Raw genomic sequence first — 17,859 nt, 5'->3', positions numbered from 1 at the left:
AATGAGCCTTAATCCAAGAGACGTCGTGATTGTTGACTTCGGTCGCACCCCGATGGGCCGCTCCAAGGGCGGCATGCACCGCAACACCCGCGCCGAAGATATGTCCGCGCACCTGATCAGCAAGTTGCTCGAGCGCAACAACAAGGTCGACCCGGCTGAAGTCGAGGACGTGATCTGGGGCTGCGTCAACCAGACCCTGGAGCAGGGCTGGAACATCGCGCGCATGGCGTCATTGCTGACCCAGATCCCGCACACCTCGGCCGCCCAGACGGTAAGCCGTCTTTGTGGTTCGTCCATGAGCGCGCTGCACACGGCTGCTCAGGCAATCATGACCAACAACGGTGATGTGTTCGTCATCGGCGGTGTCGAGCACATGGGCCATGTCAGCATGATGCACGGCGTTGACCCGAACCCGCACATGTCCCTGCACGCTGCCAAGGCCTCCGGCATGATGGGCCTGACCGCCGAAATGCTCGGAAAAATGCACGGCATCACCCGCGAGCAGCAGGACGCTTTCGGTCTGCGTTCCCACCAACTGGCGCACAAGGCGACGCTGGAAGGCAAGTTCAAGGACGAGATCATCCCGATGCAGGGTTACGACGAGAACGGCTTCCTCAAGGTCTTCGACTACGATGAAACCATCCGGCCGGACACGACCCTGGAAAGTCTGGCGGCACTCAAGCCTGCCTTCAATCCAAAAGGTGGCACCGTGACTGCCGGTACGTCCTCGCAGATCACTGACGGTGCATCGTGCATGATCGTCATGTCGGCCCAGCGTGCCCAGGACCTCGGTATCCAGCCGATGGCGGTGATACGCTCCATGGCAGTGGCCGGTGTCGACCCCGCAATCATGGGCTATGGTCCGGTTCCGGCCACCCAGAAAGCGCTCAAGCGCGCCGGCCTGAGTATTGCCGATATCGACTTCTTCGAGCTCAACGAAGCCTTCGCTGCACAGGCCTTGCCGGTGTTGAAAGATTTGAAAGTGCTCGACAAGATGAACGAGAAGGTTAACCTGCACGGCGGCGCCATCGCTCTGGGGCATCCTTTCGGGTGTTCCGGTGCACGCATCTCCGGCACTCTGCTCAACGTCATGAAGCAGAATGGCGGCACCTTTGGTGTATCGACCATGTGTATTGGTCTGGGTCAGGGCATCGCGACCGTTTTCGAACGCGTCTGATTCCCGAGTGTGATGCGAGCCGGGGCTTGGTGCCCCGGCTTTTGTTTTTTGAAAAAATGGTTTCAGGCAAATTTTTTGGACGTGTTACAAGGGGACCGCAACATGCAGCTGCAACCAGGGCTCTATCGCCATTACAAGGGCCCGCACTACCGGGTTTTCAGCGTTGCAAAACATTCCGAAACCGAAGAGGAAGTCGTGTTTTATCAGGCTTTGTACGGCGATTTCGGCATGTGGATACGTCCCTTGAGCATGTTTCTGGAGTCGGTCGAGGTTGACGGCGAGCACGTCCCGCGCTTTGCTCTGGTTGAGGCTGAACCCAGCCTGTTTTCCCGAACGTGAGAGGCGATTGCACAACAGGCTGTGCTTGACCTCACCTTGTAGCCACTATATATAGCGTGGCCTTTACAAGCTCCTCACTGTCTTTCATCTAGTATTCAGGAATTTTCTGATCCATGGGCAAATCGCTGGTCATCGTGGAATCCCCGGCTAAGGCCAAGACCATCAACAAGTATTTGGGCAACCAGTACGTGGTGAAGTCGAGTATCGGCCATATCCGAGACCTGCCCACCAGCGGTTCGGCGAGTGCCGCCAAAGATCCTGCCGCCAAGCGTGGCAAGGCTGCCGCGGGCGAAGGCCCGGTGCTGACGCCGAAAGAAAAGGCGCAACGCCAGCTGGTCTCGCGCATGGGAGTCGACCCGGAACATGGCTGGAAAGCCAAGTACGAGATCCTCCCCGGCAAGGAAAAGGTCATTGAAGAGCTGCGCAAGCTCGCCAAGGATGCCGACATCATCTATCTCGCGACGGACTTGGACCGCGAAGGGGAAGCTATTGCCTGGCACCTGCGCGAAGCCATCGGGGGTGATGACAGCCGCTACAAGCGCGTGGTGTTCAACGAAATCACCAAGAAAGCCATTCAGGAAGCGTTTTCCAAGCCAGGCGAACTGGATATTGCCCGGGTCAACGCCCAGCAGGCGCGTCGCTTCCTCGACCGCGTCGTCGGCTACATGGTCTCGCCGCTGCTCTGGCAGAAAGTTGCCCGTGGCTTGTCTGCCGGACGTGTGCAGTCGGTCGCAGTAAAACTGGTAGTCGAGCGCGAACGTGAAATCCGTGCGTTCAACCCCGAGGAGTACTGGGAGATCCACGCCGATCTGGGCACTGCCAAGGGCGCAAATGTGCGTTTCGAAGTGGCGCGTGAAAATGGCGAAGCGTTCAAGCCGCTGAATGAAAGCCAGGCCATGGCCGCCCTTGAAAAGCTCAAGGCGTCCAGCTACAGCATCGTCAAGCGTGAAGACAAGCCGACCAGCAGCAAGCCGTCGGCGCCATTCATCACTTCGACCCTGCAGCAGGCGGCGAGCAATCGTCTGGGCTACGGCGTGAAGAAGACCATGATGATGGCTCAGCGCTTGTACGAAGCGGGCTACATCACTTACATGCGTACCGACTCGACCAACCTGTCGGCTGATGCCGTCAGCATGGCGCGCGACTACATCGAAACCGAATTCGGCAAGAAGTACCTGCCGGAGTCGCCCAACGTCTACAGCAGCAAGGAAGGCGCGCAAGAAGCTCACGAAGCGATTCGTCCTTCCGACGTCAACACTCACCCGAGCAAACTGACCGGGATGGAGCGTGACGCCGAGCGTCTTTACGAGTTGATCTGGCGTCAGTTCGTGGCCTGCCAGATGCTGCCCGCGCAATACCTGTCGACCACCGTTACGGTCGCCGCGAGCGATTTCGAGTTGCGCGCCAAGGGCCGAATCCTCAAGTTCGACGGTTACACCCGTGCGCTGCCGCAGATGGCCAAGCCGGGCGATGACGACGTTCTGCCGGACATGGCCCAGGGCGAAACCCTGAAACTGAACAAGCTCGACCCAAGCCAGCACTTCACCAAGCCGCCTGCGCGTTACTCGGAAGCGAGCCTGGTCAAGGAAATGGAAAAGCGTGGCATCGGTCGCCCGTCGACCTACGCAGCGATCATCTCGACCATCCAGGATCGTGGCTACGTGGCGTTGCATAACCGCCGCTTCTACTCGGAAAAGATGGGCGACATTGTCACTGGACGTCTGTCCGAAAGCTTTTCCAACCTGATGGACTATGGCTTTACCGCCGGGATGGAAGAAAACCTCGACGACGTGGCTCAGGGTGAGCGCGACTGGAAGAACGTGCTGGACGAGTTCTACGGCGATTTCCGTAAAAAGCTTGAGGTGGCCGAGGCCGCTGATGGCGGTATGCGTGCCAACCAGCCAGTGATGACCGATATCCCGTGCAAGGTGTGCGGCCGTCCAATGCAGATCCGTACGGCCTCGACGGGCGTTTTCCTGGGTTGCTCCGGCTACAGCCTGCCACCCAAGGAACGCTGCAAGGCGACCGTCAATCTGACTCCCGGCGACGAAATTGCCGACGATGATGAGGGTGAGTCCGAGTCGCGTGTTCTGCGCGGCAAGCATCGTTGCCCGATCTGCAGCACGGCGATGGACGCCTACCTGCTGGACGAGAAGCACAAGCTGCATATTTGCGGCAACAACCCCGATTGCACCGGTTACGAGATCGAGGAAGGCACTTATCGCATCAAAGGCTATGAAGGTCCGAGCCTGGAGTGTGACAAGTGTGGCAGCGAGATGCAGCTCAAGACCGGCCGTTTCGGCAAGTTCTTCGGCTGCACCAACCCGGACTGCAAGAACACCCGCAAACTGCTGAAAAGCGGTGACGCGGCGCCGCCGAAGATGGACCCGGTGAAAATGCCGGAGCTCAAGTGCGACAAGGTTGACGATACCTACATCCTGCGTGATGGTGCTTCGGGTCTGTTCCTGGCTGCCAGCCAGTTCCCGAAGAATCGCGAAACCCGCGCACCGCTGGTCATCGAAATCGCTCCGCACAAGGACGAAATCGATCCCAAGTATCACTTCCTTTGCGAAGCGCCGAAGAAGGATCCGGACGGTCGTCCAGCAGTGATCCGCTACAGCCGCAAGACCAAAGAGCAATACGTCCAGACCGAAGTAGAAGGCAAGCCTACCGGCTGGCGTGCGTTCTATGACGGCAGCGCCTGGAAGGTTGAAGACAAGCGTTGATCGCAAGCGCCCGGCTCAAGTGAGCCGGGCGCTGTTTTCGATAGGCATCCGCCTGTTTCGCCGGACGGCCCAAGTGCCGCAGGCTATGCTGTTCTCTATCCTATCGTTATGGAGAGTGTCGCCATGGCTCATGAGCTCTATACCCGTACCAACCAGAAAATCTATTTCGCAGGGCTCTCGCTCGACGCGTTGGGCAGGGCGGAGAAGGGGCAGGCGGTGAACTCTCCTGCGTTGCTGCAGGCAGAACGCGAGTCCGCGCTGTTTCATCTGTATGGTGCGCTGCTGGGCCTGTGTCATGAGATCGCAGGTTACTACCGTCTGCCGCAAGCCAGTGCGCGACGTGCGGAAGAGTTGTTGACGCAAGAGGTGCTGAACGCCATCGCCATTCCGGAAATGGCCGAGCTGGTAGAGCTCGCCCAGAATCGCCAGACATGGCTTGCGCAACTGCTGGCAGCCTATAACGCGTTGTATGAGCCACCACGAGCGCCGAAAAAGCTCAAGGGTGATGTCACGCAGCCGATGATACAGGCAGTGAACCTGGACGCAGAGCCGGAGTCTGAACTCTCACGTGAAGAGCTCGAAAATTGGCGCCAACAGCTTAAAGGGTTGGCCATCCGTTTTCGTGAAGGCCTGAGCGAGTGCTGAAAACCAATGAAGTAAGGGCTGGCAGGCTGTTACAATGCCGGCTTATCGCGGAGTAACTGTACCAATGCCTACCTCTTTCCTGGAAATTGTCGAACTACCTGACGGACGTATCGAGCTGCGTCGTGCCGATGACGAGGGTTCTCTGGTAACGCTTGATTTCTCTGCGGATGCCAAAGCGTTCATGCAGGGTCAGCATGTCGAAGTCGCCAAAGCCATGTTGAGTGTGGGTGTGCAGATGGCTGGCCGCTTGGCGGAAGGCGAAATCGAAAAGGATGATGTGCCTCACGTTCTGCATTGATCGACGACTGGGCCTTAGCCCAGCCGGATGTTCAGGCTCTGTGCTTCCCCGATTTTTGCTGCACTGATCAGTTGCTGACGCGCTATGGCGCCTAGCGGGTTGATCCAGCTCACCACCGTATGACTACGCCCCAGTCTAAGTGCTTCGCGAGTCAACTCCAGTACGCTTTGCGTGCCGCGTGGCTGCAGAAGAAGAATCCGCTCCCTGTTAAGCCCGGCATCGCGCAGCCATGTCTGCGTCAGGCTGGATGGCGGTGCGATCAGTGTCAGCCAGCGCGCATCCAGCTCCTCACTCAGTTCCCGAAGAATAGGGGCCAGAAGGTTGAGGCAGTTCCCGGCAGCGCCGCGCAATGACAGTTCACTGAAGGGCTCTGGTTCATCGCCCCACGGCGTTTCGACTGCATCTGTGAGCAGCGGGGCGATGGGCTGAGCCAGAAACGCCTCGAACAGCGGCAATTGCGAATGCGGTGCTTGATGGAACTGCATAACGTCTCCTTAGCGGCGAATGACGCCGACGCTCAAACCTTCGATCACCAGTTCCTGATCCTTGAGATCGACCTCGATGGGGGCGAAATCAGGGTTTTCCGCCAGCAGCCAGACCTTGCTGCCTTCACGCTTGAAACGCTTGACTGTCACTTCATCGCCAATCCGGGCAACCACGATCTGGCCGTTGCGGGCCTCGCGTGTGGTGTGCACGGCGAGCAGGTCGCCATCCAGAATGCCGACGTCCTTCATACTCATGCCGTGAACGCGCAACAGGTAGTTGGCGCTGGGGTGGAAGAAGGAAGGATTGATGTTGCAGGACTCTTCGATGTGTTGCTGGGCCAGGATCGGTGCACCTGCTGCAACGCGGCCGATGACTGGCAGACTGCTGTCATCCGGCCGCGCTTCGAAGCCGGGGATGCGAATACCGCGTGAAGCACCTGGGGTCATTTCGATGGCGCCTTTACGCGCCAGGGCTTTCAAGTGTTCTTCCGCCGCGTTGGGCGATTTGAAGCCCAGCTCCTGAGCGATTTCCGCACGTGTCGGCGGGAACCCGTTGTCTTCCAGGCAGCGTTTGATGAAACCCAGGATTTCAGCCTGGCGTGGCGTCAGTTTGATCATGAGGGGCGCTCTGGCTTTTTATACAGTGACTGGGATTATATACAGTGAAGGCGCGTTGGCAATCATCCATTTCATTTTCGCTGCCGAGCGGTGGCCCTACTCATGCAGCGCCTCCCGTCAAAAACCTCGGCAATACCTGAGGTTTGTCATTTAACATCCATTACCGTGACTGTTCGGCCACAAAGTGAACGCGCCGACTTGACAACCGAGGCGTTTGATACGTATGTTTCAAACGTTCGTTTGTTAGGCAGAGAGCCATGGCCCAGTCGGAAACCGTTGAACGCATTCTTGATGCTGCAGAGCAGTTGTTTGCAGAGAAAGGCTTTGCCGAAACGTCATTGCGTCTTATCACCAGCAAGGCGTCGGTCAATCTGGCTGCAGTGAATTATCACTTCGGCTCGAAGAAGGCGTTGATTCAGGCCGTGTTCTCGCGTTTTCTGGGACCGTTCTGCATCAGTCTCGATCGCGAGCTGGAGCGTCGCCAGGCAAAACCCGAACACAAGCCAAGCCTTGAGGAACTGCTGGAGATTCTCGTCGAGCAGGCGCTTGTGGTGCAGCCGCGCAGCGGTAACGACCTGTCGATCTTCATGCGCCTTCTGGGGCTTGCCTTCAGTCAGAGCCAGGGCCACCTGCGCCGCTACCTCGAAGACATGTACGGCAAGGTGTTCCGTCGCTACATGACGCTGGTCAACGAAGCCGCGCCGCGCATTCCACCCATCGAGCTGTTCTGGCGCGTGCACTTCATGCTCGGCGCTGCGGCGTTCAGCATGTCCGGTATCAAGGCCCTGCGCGCCATTGCCGAGACCGATTTCGGCGTCAATACCTCCATTGAGCAGGTCATGCGCCTGATGGTGCCGTTTCTGGCCGCCGGCATGCGCGCCGACACCGGGGTCAGCGACCCTGCGATGATCGCCGCCCAGCTCAGGCCGCGGACCAAGAGCAGCACCAGCGCGCCTGCGGTCGCCAAGGCCTGAAGCCTCTGTATTGATCCGGCTGTAGCGGCGTGTCGGATTGCGTCGGGCTTCAGGATCAAGCACCATGCCCGGATTGTGAACGAGCACTGGTGTGTAAGGGTTTTTCTATGAGTTCTGGCCTGCAAGGCTCCTTGATGGTCGATGTCGCCGGCACCTGGCTGACCAGCGAAGACCGTCAGTTTTTGCGCCAGCCCGAAGTGGGCGGTTTGATCATCTTTGCCCGAAACATCGAGCATCCCCGTCAGGTTCGTGAGTTGAGCACCGCGATTCGTGCTGTGCGCCCGGACCTGCTGCTGGCCGTCGATCAGGAGGGCGGCAGGGTGCAGCGCCTGCGTGAGGGCTTCGTACGCCTGCCGCCGATGCGCGCCATCGCCGACAAGCCTGACGCCGAGCTTCTGGCTGAACAGTGTGGCTGGCTGATGGCGACCGAAGTGCTGGCGGTCGGACTGGACCTGAGCTTCGCTCCGGTACTGGACCTCGACTACCAGCGCAGCGCTGTGGTCGGCACGCGTTCGTTCGAAGGCGATCCGCAGCGGGCGGCGTTGCTGGCAGGGGCGTTCATTCGTGGGATGAACGCTGCGGGCATGGCTGCCACCGGCAAGCATTTTCCCGGCCACGGCTGGGCTGAAGCCGATTCTCATGTGGCTATCCCGAATGACGAGCGTAGCCTGGAAGAGATCCGCGCCAGTGATCTGGTGCCGTTTGCTCGTCTGAGTCAGCAGCTGGCTGCAGTGATGCCAGCGCATGTCATTTACCCGAAAGTCGATTCGCAGCCCGCAGGCTTTTCAAGGCGCTGGTTGCAGGACATTCTGCGCGACGAACTGCAATTTGACGGTGTTATTTTCAGCGATGACCTGTCGATGGCCGGGGCTCATGTCGTCGGTGATGCGGCCAGCCGTATCGAGGCAGCGCTGACAGCCGGATGCGACATGGGCCTGGTGTGCAACGACCGGGCGGCCGCAGAGCTTGCGCTGGGCGCTGCGCAGCGTCTGAAGGTCAAGCCTTCGCCACGTATCGCGCGTATGCGCGGTCAGGCGTCGGCCAGCACCGACTATCGGCAACACCCGCGCTGGCAGGCCGCGCTCCAGGCTCTGCGTGCTGCTCAACTGATCGATTAAGGATTTGCGATGACTGTTTACGCGATTATTGGCGGTACTGGCCTGACCCAGCTCGAGGGCCTGAACATTCGGCAATCCCTGCCGATGAACACCCCTTATGGCGCACCGTCCGGCGAAATCCAGATCGGCGACTATGCCGGTCGTGAAGTGATGTTTCTGGCGCGCCACGGCCACCCGCACCGCTTGCCGCCGCATCAGGTTAACTACCGGGCCAATATCTGGGCACTCAAGCAGGCAGGTGCCGAAGCGATTCTTGCGGTCAACGCAGTCGGTGGCATTCATCCGGCCATGGGCACCGGGCATTTCTGTGTGCCGCATGATCTGGTCGACTACACCAGCGGTCGTCAGCACACCTTCTTTGCCGATGATCTGGAAGCGGTCACGCACATCGACTTCAGCTATCCGTACAGCGAACCGCTGCGTGCTCGGCTGATTGCGGCGTTGGCGGCAGAGGGATGCGCGTTCTCCGATCGGGGCGTCTATGCCTGTACCCAGGGACCGCGTCTGGAGACTGTTGCCGAAATCATTCGCCTGGAGCGTGATGGTTGCGACATCGTCGGCATGACTGGCATGCCCGAAGCCGCCTTGGCGCGTGAACTGGAGCTTGAATACGCCTGCCTGGCGCTGGTGGTCAATCCGGCAGCGGGCAAATCGACGACTGTCATTACCATGGCGGAAATCGAACAGGCCCTGCGCGAGGGGATGGGCAAGGTGAAGGCTACGCTTGCCCAGGTTCTTTCGGCGTCCTGAGTTACAGCATGCGCTTGAGGGTATCGTCCTTGCGCACCAGGTGGTGCCAGAGCGCAGCGATCACATGCAGACCGATGACATAGTAGAAGATCGAGCCCAGCAACTTGTGCACGTCTTCGAACGTTTCGGCCAGGTGGTCCGAGGTGGCCAGCGGCCAGGGAATCTGCAGGTCGGTGAGGGGGATGGGCAGTGCGCCTTTCTCCACCATCACCGTCAGCAGGCCCAGTAACGGCTGAGCAAACAGGAACGCATACAGCGCGTAATGGGTCAGGGTTGCGACGATGCGCAACGCCCCTTCAAGCGGCGGTGTAATGCCGGGTGGACGATGACGTCGACGCTCGGCGGCACGGAAAAACGCCATGATCAGAATCAGAATGCCGACCCAGTAATGGCTCTGCACGACCAGCAAACGGTATTCCGAGCCCTTGCTGAACTGGGTGCGGCTCAGAATCAGGGTGTACGCCAGCACGATCAGAATGGCCATTGACCAGTGCAGCCACCTGGCCCGGGCGGTGTAGCGTTGAGAAGTCGATGCATCCACGGTTTGATTCCTTGTCTCTTTGTTTGCAGGTCTGGTGCACAGCTTAGGCTGTCGATCGGGCGCCTGCGTTTCATGTTGGCCTGATTTTTTTCACGTGCCTCTCCGGCCACTAAATATGGCAAATACACAGCACGTGAAATACGCGACGGAACCTGTGCCCACGGGTGGCTTCATATGCCGTGAATATTCACCCGGGAGCAAGTCTTGACCAGTGCCAATCCGCCTGTCGGCCCAGCAACACCAGTGTCCGCCAGTGTTTCATTGAATGTACTGACCATGAACATGCACATGGGCTTTGGCATTTTCAATCGCCGCTTCATTCTGCCGGAGTTGCGTGAAGCTGTGCGCACTGTATCGGCCGATATCGTGTTTCTTCAGGAAGTGCACGGCGAACAACAGAGCCATGCGCGCAAGGTCAAGGACTGGCCGACGATTTCGCAGTACGAGTTTCTGGCCGACAGCATGTGGAGTGATTTTGCCTACGGCCGCAACGCGGTGTACCCGGATGGCGATCATGGCAACGCGTTGCTGTCCAAATACCCGATCATCCAGCATGAAAACCTTGATATTTCCATTCATGGCACCGAGCAGCGCGGCTTGTTGCACTGCATTCTCGAGGTGCCACACGCGGGCCGGGTGCATGCGGTCTGTGTGCACCTGGGGCTGCGTGAAAGCCATCGTCGTCAGCAGCTCAAACTGCTTAACGAGCTGATGGCACGTATTCCCGAGGGCGAGCCGGTGATCGTTGCCGGTGACTTCAACGACTGGCGCCGGCGCGCCGATGCATCGCTGCAGGGCAGCGGGCTGCATGAGGTTTTCGTCGAGCGCTTCGGGGCACCGGCCAAAAGCTTTCCGGCCCGTTGGCCCTTGCTCTGCCTGGACCGGATCTATGTCCGCAATGCGACGTCGCACCGGCCGAAAGTGTTGTCCAGCCGACCGTGGTCCCACCTTTCCGATCATGCACCGCTGGCGGTGGAGTTGACCTTATGAGCGATACGACAGGGCAGTGGCGTGACGGCAACTCGGTAGAGTTGCTGATCAATGGCGAGGATTTCTACGCCCGGGTATTCGAGTGCATACGTGCCGCGCGCAAAGAGGTGCTGATCGAGACCTTCATCATCTTTGAAGACCGAATCGGCGAAAGTTTGCAACAGGCATTGCTCGAAGCCGCCGCGAATGGCGCGAAGGTGGTCGTCACGGTGGACGACTATGGCACTTCGGACCTGAGTTCGACGTTTGTCAGAACCATGATCGACGCCGGTATCCAGATCCAGTTGTTCGATCCGCGCCCGCGGTTCATGGGCATGCGCACCAACTTGTTCCGTCGCCTGCACCGCAAGGTGGTGGTGATCGACGGCGAACTGGGTTTCATCGGCGGCATCAACTACAGCGTCGATCATATGACCGACACCGGGGTGACGGCCAAACAGGACTACGCCGTTCTGGTCCGCGGGCCGATTGTTGGCGATATTCACCACAGCGCGTTGAATATGCTCAGCAAGGTCGTTCGTGACAAATTGCCACCCATTGAACTCAAGCTGGACCGCGCCGGTGACGCCAGTATGCTGCTCGCCGAGCGCGACAATGACGAGCACAGCACCGATATCGAAGAGCAGTACCTCGAGGCGATTCGCGCTGCGACGCAACGCATCACCCTGGCCAATGCATATTTTTACCCCAGCTACCGCTTTCTGCGTGAGCTGCGTAATGCCTCACGGCGGGGCGTCAAGGTCACCCTGATTCTGCAGGGGCAGCCCGACATGCCGTTCGTGCGGGTCTGCTCGCGGCTGACCTACACCTACCTGCTGCGCGATGGCGTGGCCATTCACGAATACAAGCAACGTGCATTGCACGGCAAGGTCGCGCTGATCGACCAGGACTGGTCCACCGTGGGCTCCAGCAATCTCGACCCGCTGAGCCTTGCGCTGAACCTGGAAGCCAACCTGTTCATTCGTGATCGCGCGCTCAATGAGCATCTGCAAAACCATCTGATGGAACTTGCCGCTGCGCACAGCAAGCAAATGAGCCTCAAGGGGGCGGCGCGTGGCCAGTGGTGGCGTGCGCCGATGATCGTATTGAGTTTCTTTTTCCTGCGCCGTTTCCCGGCCATTGCCGGTTTGTTCCCGGTTCACGGTGTGCGCCTCAAGCCACTGCGTGCCGGTGATGTAGTGCCCGAAGCGAAAGTGATCGAACAGCAGCAGAACAACCATCCGATGGACCAGGAGAAAACCCTATGACCCAAGCCACGCAGGCAGCGCCGCAAAGTGCGCAGGGAACCAAGTGGAAGTGGGCAAAGCGGGTGTTCAACCTGTTTTTCTTCATCGCCGTCCCGGTTCTGCTGTTTATGTTGGTCAAGAAGCTTGACTGGCAAGAGGTGAAACAGGCGTTGGCGTCCTACAAGGCCAGCACCTTGGCCATCGCGGCGGCGGTGGCTTTTGCCAGCTACGCGACCTACTGCGGCTTTGACGTGTTGGCGCGCTATTACACCCGGCACAAGTTGTCGATCAAGCAGATCGTGCCGGTGACGTTTGTCTGCTACGCGTTCAACCTCAATCTCAGTTCCTGGGTCGGCGGCATCGCCTTGCGTTACCGCCTGTATTCGCGACTGGGGCTGGACGTTTCGACCATCACGCGGATTCTCAGCCTGAGCCTGATTACCAACTGGCTGGGCTACATGCTGCTGGCCGGTTTTGTGTTTTCGATGCGTTTTCTGGAGTTGCCCAAGGAGTGGTCGATCGGCACCACAACGCTGCAACTGATCGGCTTCGGACTGTTGGCCGTGTGTTTTGCGTACCTGCTGGCCTGCCGGTTTTCGAAGAAACGCTCATGGACCATCCGTGATCAGGAATTCAATCTGCCATCGATGAAACAGGCGCTGATGCAGGCCAGTCTGGGCGCTCTGAACTGGTCGTTGATGGCTGCGGTAATTTACACCCTGCTGCCGGACAAGGCGTTTTATCCAGCGATTCTCGGTGTGTTGCTGATCAGCAGCATCGCCGGGGTGATCACTCACATTCCAGCAGGCCTCGGCGTGCTCGAGACTGTGTTTATCACCTTGCTGGCGCACCAGTTTTCCAAGGGCAGCCTGCTCGCAGCGTTGATCGGTTACCGCGCGATCTACTTCCTGCTGCCGCTGCTGCTGGCGCTGGTGGTGTATCTGGTGCTGGAAAAACGCGCGAAGAAAATGGGCGAGAAGAACCAGCAGCGCATGGGCGAGGAAGCCAAATCCTGAGGGCTCAGCCCTCAGTCATCAAACCCGACCTGCTCGTGTATTTCATCGACCTTGAGTTCCAGGCGATACGCCACGGCAATGAACAGCGCCTGGCACAGGCATAGCGTGGCGCTCAGGGAGCGGAAGGCGAACGAGCTGCCCTCGTTGACCAGCAACACCGAGTTGGCGCGCTTGGCCAGCGGCGACAGGTTGCTGTCGGTGATGATCAGCGTCTTGGCCTGATGATGCTGGGCAATGCGCAGGCAGTGCTGGGTCTCCTTGCCATAGGGCGTGAAGCTGATGGCAATCACTAGGTCATTGGCGCGCACACTGCGCATTTGCTCGCGATAGCTGCCACCCAGGCCAGAGATCAGGTGAATGCGCTTGTTGGTGTGTTGCAGGTTGTAGACCAGATAATCAGCCACCGCAAACGAGCGGCGCACGCCCACCACATAGATGTTGTCGGCGTTGACCACCAGGTCCACGGCTTTTTCGAATTCATCGTCATCCAGTTCGACACTCAGGCGTTCCAGGCCAGAGAGGGTGGCGCTGACGCATTCGCGTGCCAGATCGCCTGCGTTGGCTTTCTGTGACTTGTTGGCGATCAGGCTGCGGATACGCTGCTGGTAGTTCTGCACCGGCGTGGTCTTGTGCGTATAAGCCTCGCGAAATAACGCCTGCATCTCGCTGAAACCGCTGAAGCCGAAGCGCTGGGAAAATCGCACGATGGCCGAAGGGTGGACTTCGCACTCGCGGGCGATGTCGCTGATCCGGTCAACCATGATCCGGTCGCTCTGCTGGCTCATATAGCTGGCGATCCGCTTGAGCTGACGTGGCAGTCCCTCGTATTCATCAGTGATCAGCCGCAACAAGCCTTCGGCACTGTTCGGCGGCATGTCGACGCTCGTCCCGGGCAAAGTGGGCTGATCGGCGCTGGTCATATTCACATCCTATCTGCTTGTTCTTTTTCAGGGCAACTTCGTGCACAGCACGACTGTTGTGGGCCTGACGGTGGAGGCTGCCTTGGGGCAGGAGCGACGACTATATCCTACCCGCCTGTGCAGCGTGCCAGCACTTGAGTGGCGGCATGGAAAAAATATTCCAATAAAAATAATTATAGAAAAAATATTGATTGATGCGCGCTTACGTTTTACGCTGCATTCACAAAGCAGCGTGTACACATGATGCAGGCGCTGCAGGCTGATAAAAATAACAGGAGCCACCATGGGCCAGACACGCTTTGCCACTGGGCGTCAGTTGGATCTGATTTGCCTCGGACGCCTGGGCGTCGACCTTTATGCACAACAAGTGGGCGCGCGGCTGGAAGACGTTTCCAGTTTCGCCAAGTACCTGGGCGGCTCGTCGGCCAACATCGCCTTCGGCACGGCCAGGCTCGGGCTCAGGTCGGCCATGCTCAGCAGGGTCGGCGATGATCACATGGGCCGCTTTCTGATCCAATCCCTGGCCCGCGAAGGCTGTGATGTCAGCGCCATCAAGCGCGACCCCGAGCGCCTGACGGCAATGGTGCTGCTGGGGCTGAAGGATCGTGAAACCTTCCCTCTGGTGTTCTACCGTGAAAACTGCGCTGACATGGCCCTGCGCGCCGAGGACATCGACGAGCAGCAGATTGCCTCGAGCAAGGCGCTGCTGATCACCGGCACGCATTTCTCCACTGATCAGGTGTTCAAGGCCAGCAGCCAGGCGCTCGACTATGCCGAGAAGCATGACGTCAAACGCGTGCTGGATATCGACTACCGCCCGGTGCTCTGGGGGCTGGCAGGCAAGGCCGACGGCGAGACCCGGTTCGTTGCCGATCAGAAGGTCAGCCAGCATGTGCAGCGCATCCTGCCGCGTTTCGACCTGATCGTCGGCACTGAAGAGGAATTTCAGATTGCCGGCGGTTCGACCGATTTGCTCGCTGCCCTGCGCAAGGTGCGTGAACTGACGGCCGCAACGCTGGTGGTCAAGCTCGGCCCGCAAGGCTGCACGGTGATTCACGGGGCCATTCCTGCGCGGCTGGAAGAGGGCGCCATCTACCCCGGCGTGCAGGTCGAAGTGCTCAACGTGCTCGGTGCGGGCGATGCGTTCATGTCCGGTTTTCTCAGCGGCTGGCTCAAGGAGGCCAGCGACGAACGCTGCTGCCAGCTGGCCAATGCCTGTGGCGGGCTGGTGGTGTCGCGGCACGCCTGTGCGCCCGCCATGCCGACCCCGGCCGAACTCGATTACCTGTTCAACAGCCCTGAACCCATTACTCGCCCTGATCAGGATGTCGCCCTGCAACGGCTGCATCAGGTCAGCGTGCCGCGCAAGCAGTGGCGACAGTTGTTCATCTTTGCCTTCGACCATCGCGGCCAGTTGGTCGAACTGGCGCAACAGGCCGGGCGTGATCTTCGCAGCATCAGCCAGCTCAAGCAGCTGTTCGTGCAGGCGGTCGAGCGGGTCGAAGCCGACCTGCGCAAGCGCGGCATCGAAGCCGATGTCGGTCTGCTTGCCGACCAGCGCTTCGGTCAGGATTCACTCAACGCGGCGACCGGTCGCGGCTGGTGGGTAGCGCGTCCGGTGGAAGTGCAGGGTTCAAGGCCGCTGGCCTTCGAGCACGGTCGCTCCATCGGCAGCAATCTGCTCGCCTGGCCGCAAGAGCAGATCATCAAGTGCCTGGTGCAATATCACCCCGATGACGAGCCGATGTTGCGCCTGGAGCAGGAAGCGCAGATCAAGGCGCTCTACGACGCTTCGAAAGTCAGCGGCCATGAGTTGCTGCTGGAAATCATCCCGCCCAAGGATCACCCGTCGCCTCATCCGGACGTGATGCTTCGCTCGCTGAAGCGCTTGTACAACCTGGGCATCTACCCGGCGTGGTGGAAGATCGAGGCGCAGAGCGCGCAGGTCTGGCAGCAACTGGACGAACTGATCCAGCAACGCGATCCGTATTGCCGCGGCGTGGTGCTGCTCGGGCTCAATGCGCCTGTCGAAGAGCTCGCCGCCGGCTTTGCTGAAGCACGCCACAGCCGCGTCTGCCAGGGCTTTGCCGTCGGCCGGACAATATTCCGTGAGCCAAGCCGGGCCTGGATGGCCGGCGAAATAGACGATGCGACGCTGATCAGTCGGGTGCAGAGCACCTTCAACTGGTTGATCGAATCCTGGCGCGAAAGCCGCGCCTGATCGGTTCCGGGTTTCGACGTCACGACAACAACGTCGCGATAACAACAAAAAAAGGTGCAGCCATGCCCGTTTCGACTTCCACACCCAGGATCCGCATCGGCATCAATCCGATCTCCTGGAGCAACGATGATTTGCCGGCCCTTGGCGGAGAAACCCCGCTGAGCACGGCGCTGAGCGAAGGCAAAGCCATTGGCTACGAGGGCTTCGAGCTCAACGGCAAGTTTCCGAAAGATGCCAAGGGCGTCGGTGATGTATTGCGGCCCCATGATCTGGCGCTGGTGTCCGGCTGGTACTCCAGCCGCCTGGCGCGGCGTTCGGTGGCCGAGGAAATCGAAGCCATCACTGCGCATGTGCAACTGCTCGCCGAAAATGGCGCTTCGGTGCTGGTGTATGGCGAGGTGGCTGACTCTATTCAGGGGCAGCGTATTCCGCTGGTCGAACGACCGCGTTTTCACACCGATGCCGCCTGGCATGAGTACGCCGAAAAATTGACCGAGCTGGCGCGCTTCACCCTGTCCCGGGGCGTGCGTCTGGCGTATCACCACCACATGGGTGCTTACGTCGAGTCGCCGCAGGATATAGACCGGCTGATGGCGCTGACGGGTGAGGAAGTCGGGCTGCTGTTCGATTCCGGGCATTGCTACATGGGCGGTGGCGACCCTCTTCAGGTGTTGAGCAAGCACATCCAGCGTATCTGTCATGTGCATTTCAAGGACGTGCGCAAGCCGGTGGTGCAACTGGCGCGCAACAATCTGTGGAGCTTTCCGGACTGCATCATCAACGGCACCTTCACGGTGCCGGGCGACGGCGACATCGACTTCTCGGCGCTGCTCAAAGTCTTGTTGCAGGCCGATTACAACGGCTGGCTGGTGGTCGAGGCCGAACAGGACCCAGCCGTAGCGCCGAGTTATGTCTACGCCAAAAAAGGCTATGACACGCTGCGCCAACTGCTGGCCGATGCACGATAAGGAGGACTCAAGCATGAATCTGCTGACCAAGAGTAAATCCACTGGCCGCGACGTCGTAGCGCTGGCCCCCGGTTCGCTGGAATACGTGAACTTTGCCGCCTACCGGCTGGAGTCCGGAGAAACCCTGCCACTGAGCGCAGGAGAAAACGAGCTGTGCGTGGTCCTGCTGACCGGGCACGCCAGCGTCAGTGGCGAAGCGCCGGGGCAGGGCGCTTTCAACTGGGAAAACATCGGCGACCGACAATCGGTATTCGAAGAAAAATCGCCATTCGCGGTCTACCTGCCGCCGCATAGCCAGGCGCAGTTTGTCGCGCGTGGCGCGGTGCAGCTTGCCGTATGTACGGCGCCGGGCGATGCCGGCAAACATTTTCCGGCACGCTTGATCATGCCGGGCAGCATGAAGCGCAGCGTACGCGGCAAGGGCGCCAATACCCGCTATGTGTGCGACATATTGCCGGACAGCGAAGCGGCGCATTCGCTGCTGGTGGTCGAGGTGCGTACACCTTCCGGGCATTCCTCCAGTTACCCGCCGCACAAGCATGACCGGGACAACCTGCCGCACGAGAGCTTCCTCGAAGAAACCTACTACCACCAGGTCAACCCGCCGCAGGGCTTCGTTTTCCAGCGGGTGTACACCGACGACCGCAGCATCGATCAGGCCATGGCCGTGGAAAACAATGACCTGGTGACCGTGCCCAAGGGCTACCACCCGGTCTCCGTCCCCTATGGCTACGAATCCTGGTACCTGAACGTAATGGCCGGCCCGACGCGCGCCTGGCAGTTCCACAACGATCCGCAGCACAGCTGGCTGCTGGATCTCTGATTTCCCCTTTTTGTTCTGGAGGCA

Annotated in this window: 18 protein-coding genes; 14 read left to right on the top strand and 4 right to left on the bottom strand. The window is 59.5% G+C overall.

Features of this window, described 5'->3' with window-relative positions; genetic code table 11:
- The first annotated feature begins 1 nt into the window (after position 1).
- The 5 genes from fadA to V476_RS01510 all read left to right on the top strand — a co-directional run bounded on the left by fadA (position 2) and on the right by V476_RS01510 (position 5,185).
- Complete coding sequence (fadA, locus tag V476_RS01530) at positions 2 to 1,177, top strand: acetyl-CoA C-acyltransferase FadA (protein ID WP_003370497.1); 1,176 nt, start codon at positions 2 to 4, stop codon at positions 1,175 to 1,177.
- A gap of 102 nt (positions 1,178 to 1,279) precedes the next feature.
- A complete protein-coding gene (locus tag V476_RS01525) occupies positions 1,280 to 1,516 on the top strand; it encodes a DUF1653 domain-containing protein (RefSeq protein WP_024960520.1) in 237 nt (78 codons plus the stop codon).
- A 113-nt stretch (positions 1,517 to 1,629) separates the two neighbouring features.
- A complete protein-coding gene (topA, locus tag V476_RS01520; RefSeq protein ID WP_016568498.1) occupies positions 1,630 to 4,242 on the top strand; it encodes a type I DNA topoisomerase in 2,613 nt (870 codons plus the stop codon).
- 123 nt (positions 4,243 to 4,365) lie between these two features.
- Positions 4,366 to 4,887: a DUF6586 family protein gene (locus tag V476_RS01515; protein ID WP_024684405.1), complete on the top strand. Its 522-nt coding sequence runs from the start codon at positions 4,366 to 4,368 to the stop codon at positions 4,885 to 4,887.
- Positions 4,888 to 4,951: 64 nt separating this feature from the next.
- Positions 4,952 to 5,185: a hypothetical protein gene (locus V476_RS01510; protein ID WP_003315798.1), complete on the top strand. Its 234-nt coding sequence runs from the start codon at positions 4,952 to 4,954 to the stop codon at positions 5,183 to 5,185.
- A gap of 14 nt (positions 5,186 to 5,199) precedes the next feature.
- Here V476_RS01510 and sulA read toward each other — a convergent pair whose 3' ends face one another.
- On the bottom strand, positions 5,200 to 5,670 hold the full coding sequence (gene sulA / locus V476_RS01505) for an SOS-induced cell division inhibitor SulA (protein ID WP_003315797.1): 471 nt from the start codon (positions 5,668 to 5,670) through the stop codon (positions 5,200 to 5,202).
- Positions 5,671 to 5,679: 9 nt separating this feature from the next.
- Positions 5,680 to 6,288, bottom strand: a complete 609-nt coding sequence (gene lexA, locus V476_RS01500) for a transcriptional repressor LexA (RefSeq protein WP_003315796.1) — start codon at positions 6,286 to 6,288, stop codon at positions 5,680 to 5,682.
- A gap of 257 nt (positions 6,289 to 6,545) precedes the next feature.
- On the opposite strand from lexA, the gene psrA reads away from it, so the two are divergent.
- From psrA to V476_RS01485, 3 genes are all read left to right on the top strand, one after another.
- A complete protein-coding gene (gene psrA / locus V476_RS01495) occupies positions 6,546 to 7,262 on the top strand; it encodes a transcriptional regulator PsrA (RefSeq protein ID WP_003315795.1) in 717 nt (238 codons plus the stop codon).
- A gap of 107 nt (positions 7,263 to 7,369) precedes the next feature.
- A complete protein-coding gene (gene nagZ / locus V476_RS01490) occupies positions 7,370 to 8,380 on the top strand; it encodes a beta-N-acetylhexosaminidase (RefSeq protein ID WP_024960519.1) in 1,011 nt (336 codons plus the stop codon).
- 9 nt (positions 8,381 to 8,389) lie between these two features.
- Complete coding sequence (locus V476_RS01485; RefSeq protein WP_024960518.1) at positions 8,390 to 9,130, top strand: S-methyl-5'-thioinosine phosphorylase; 741 nt, start codon at positions 8,390 to 8,392, stop codon at positions 9,128 to 9,130.
- Between the two features lies 1 nt (position 9,131).
- Here the strand turns inward: V476_RS01485 and V476_RS01480 are convergent, their stop codons facing one another.
- A complete protein-coding gene (locus tag V476_RS01480; RefSeq protein ID WP_004417189.1) occupies positions 9,132 to 9,671 on the bottom strand; it encodes a cytochrome b in 540 nt (179 codons plus the stop codon).
- Between the two features lie 204 nt (positions 9,672 to 9,875).
- Here V476_RS01480 and V476_RS01475 point away from each other — a divergent pair, with 204 nt between their 5' ends.
- Genes V476_RS01475 through V476_RS01465 form a run of 3 tightly spaced genes read left to right on the top strand, consistent with a single transcriptional unit; the run spans position 9,876 to position 12,903 of the window.
- A complete protein-coding gene (locus V476_RS01475) occupies positions 9,876 to 10,661 on the top strand; it encodes an endonuclease/exonuclease/phosphatase family protein (protein ID WP_004417190.1) in 786 nt (261 codons plus the stop codon).
- Positions 10,658 to 11,908, top strand: coding sequence for a cardiolipin synthase ClsB (gene clsB / locus V476_RS01470; RefSeq protein WP_024960517.1), 1,251 nt, complete (start codon positions 10,658 to 10,660; stop codon positions 11,906 to 11,908). Before V476_RS01475 ends, clsB begins: the two co-directional genes overlap by 4 nt.
- A complete protein-coding gene (locus tag V476_RS01465) occupies positions 11,905 to 12,903 on the top strand; it encodes a lysylphosphatidylglycerol synthase domain-containing protein (protein ID WP_004417191.1) in 999 nt (332 codons plus the stop codon). Before clsB ends, V476_RS01465 begins: the two co-directional genes overlap by 4 nt.
- A gap of 11 nt (positions 12,904 to 12,914) precedes the next feature.
- On the opposite strand, the gene V476_RS01460 is transcribed toward V476_RS01465, so the two are convergent.
- Positions 12,915 to 13,823 (bottom strand): MurR/RpiR family transcriptional regulator, encoded by a 909-nt coding sequence (locus V476_RS01460; protein ID WP_003315787.1) that lies wholly within the window; start codon positions 13,821 to 13,823, stop codon positions 12,915 to 12,917.
- A gap of 283 nt (positions 13,824 to 14,106) precedes the next feature.
- Here V476_RS01460 and V476_RS01455 point away from each other — a divergent pair, with 283 nt between their 5' ends.
- From V476_RS01455 to iolB, 3 genes are all read left to right on the top strand, one after another.
- On the top strand, positions 14,107 to 16,044 hold the full coding sequence (locus tag V476_RS01455) for a bifunctional 5-dehydro-2-deoxygluconokinase/5-dehydro-2-deoxyphosphogluconate aldolase (protein WP_024960516.1): 1,938 nt from the start codon (positions 14,107 to 14,109) through the stop codon (positions 16,042 to 16,044).
- A gap of 62 nt (positions 16,045 to 16,106) precedes the next feature.
- Positions 16,107 to 17,012, top strand: a complete 906-nt coding sequence (gene iolE, locus V476_RS01450) for a myo-inosose-2 dehydratase (RefSeq protein ID WP_003348013.1) — start codon at positions 16,107 to 16,109, stop codon at positions 17,010 to 17,012.
- Between the two features lie 13 nt (positions 17,013 to 17,025).
- Positions 17,026 to 17,835: a 5-deoxy-glucuronate isomerase gene (gene iolB, locus V476_RS01445; protein ID WP_003348011.1), complete on the top strand. Its 810-nt coding sequence runs from the start codon at positions 17,026 to 17,028 to the stop codon at positions 17,833 to 17,835.
- Positions 17,836 to 17,859 lie beyond the last annotated feature (24 nt).

Origin of the sequence: Pseudomonas syringae KCTC 12500 (assembly GCF_000507185.2) — a bacterium.
In the GTDB taxonomy this organism is placed as follows: domain Bacteria; phylum Pseudomonadota; class Gammaproteobacteria; order Pseudomonadales; family Pseudomonadaceae; genus Aquipseudomonas; species Aquipseudomonas syringae.
The sequence above is the reverse complement of the archived record's forward strand: the minus strand, read 5'-3'. Positions and strand labels throughout refer to the sequence as shown.

What these genes read in the sequence shown, in the direction of transcription:
- psrA (WP_003315795.1), top strand. Translation starts at nt 6,546, where the DNA reads ATGGCCCAGTCGGAAACCGTTGAACGCATTCTTGATGCTGCAGAGCAG.
- V476_RS01525 (WP_024960520.1), top strand. Translation starts at nt 1,280, where the DNA reads ATGCAGCTGCAACCAGGGCTCTATCGCCATTACAAGGGCCCGCACTAC.
- iolE (WP_003348013.1), top strand. Translation starts at nt 16,107, where the DNA reads ATGCCCGTTTCGACTTCCACACCCAGGATCCGCATCGGCATCAATCCG.
- V476_RS01510 (WP_003315798.1), top strand. Translation starts at nt 4,952, where the DNA reads ATGCCTACCTCTTTCCTGGAAATTGTCGAACTACCTGACGGACGTATC.
- V476_RS01460 (WP_003315787.1), bottom strand. Translation starts at nt 13,823, where the DNA reads ATGACCAGCGCCGATCAGCCCACTTTGCCCGGGACGAGCGTCGACATG.
- V476_RS01455 (WP_024960516.1), top strand. Translation starts at nt 14,107, where the DNA reads ATGGGCCAGACACGCTTTGCCACTGGGCGTCAGTTGGATCTGATTTGC.
- lexA (WP_003315796.1), bottom strand. Translation starts at nt 6,288, where the DNA reads ATGATCAAACTGACGCCACGCCAGGCTGAAATCCTGGGTTTCATCAAA.
- V476_RS01515 (WP_024684405.1), top strand. Translation starts at nt 4,366, where the DNA reads ATGGCTCATGAGCTCTATACCCGTACCAACCAGAAAATCTATTTCGCA.
- V476_RS01465 (WP_004417191.1), top strand. Translation starts at nt 11,905, where the DNA reads ATGACCCAAGCCACGCAGGCAGCGCCGCAAAGTGCGCAGGGAACCAAG.
- nagZ (WP_024960519.1), top strand. Translation starts at nt 7,370, where the DNA reads ATGAGTTCTGGCCTGCAAGGCTCCTTGATGGTCGATGTCGCCGGCACC.
- iolB (WP_003348011.1), top strand. Translation starts at nt 17,026, where the DNA reads ATGAATCTGCTGACCAAGAGTAAATCCACTGGCCGCGACGTCGTAGCG.
- clsB (WP_024960517.1), top strand. Translation starts at nt 10,658, where the DNA reads ATGAGCGATACGACAGGGCAGTGGCGTGACGGCAACTCGGTAGAGTTG.
- topA (WP_016568498.1), top strand. Translation starts at nt 1,630, where the DNA reads ATGGGCAAATCGCTGGTCATCGTGGAATCCCCGGCTAAGGCCAAGACC.
- V476_RS01485 (WP_024960518.1), top strand. Translation starts at nt 8,390, where the DNA reads ATGACTGTTTACGCGATTATTGGCGGTACTGGCCTGACCCAGCTCGAG.
- sulA (WP_003315797.1), bottom strand. Translation starts at nt 5,670, where the DNA reads ATGCAGTTCCATCAAGCACCGCATTCGCAATTGCCGCTGTTCGAGGCG.
- fadA (WP_003370497.1), top strand. Translation starts at nt 2, where the DNA reads ATGAGCCTTAATCCAAGAGACGTCGTGATTGTTGACTTCGGTCGCACC.